The organism is Bacillus sp. ME78 (assembly GCF_903970865.1).
Classification (GTDB): Bacteria; Bacillota; Bacilli; order Bacillales; family Bacillaceae_G; genus Bacillus_A; species Bacillus_A cereus.
Map to the genome: position 1 here is coordinate 1 of NZ_CAJCKK010000098.1, position 613 is coordinate 613.

A 613-nucleotide genomic window follows, 5' to 3' on the forward strand; every position below is an offset into this window, starting at 1 on the left:
GTTAAATCTGGAATCGGAGCAACTTTAGATAAAATTTTTTAGTTTTTAGGAGAGTAATATGGAAAAATACCACGGAAAAAGCACAGAACAAATTATTCAGAAATTGATGCCTGGCAGTGTAAGATTGAGTGTCGTTATGGTATGGGTAGTTATTAATTTTATGATTTTAACCCCATTTTTATTTCCTCCAACCTTTACTATATACTTATACGTGATTTTACCTTTTATTTCCATTGCTAATATATGGGGAGTATGGGTATTTTTTTATAAACCAAATGAGCCAAGGCTGGTACACATTTTATATAATGGATTTATGGGGCTAACTTTTTCTTTTGGAAGCTTTATAGTGATTCAAAAGATTGCATATACTTTTATTAAAATTGAAACACCTCTATTTTTTATTGTTACTTTTCTGCTTTACATTCTTACAATCTATAAATTGATTTCTATTGGAATGAAAAGTTTTTTAAGGCGATTAAACAATGAAGAATATAAAAATTTCTCCAATTGTTTATTTATCAGGATTGGGATATGTTATTGGACAAATATGTATAGGTACATTATCACAAAACGGTTTAGCGACGGTCTTAATTTTAGTCTTTTCTTTATTGGC

The 613-nt window shown here is 28.9% G+C and carries 1 pseudogene; it reads left to right on the forward strand.

Annotation, left to right across the window (positions count from 1 at the left end):
- Window positions 1–58 precede the first annotated feature (58 nt).
- Window positions 59–613, forward strand: a pseudogene (locus H6481_RS28375) (hypothetical protein); the annotation flags it as partial.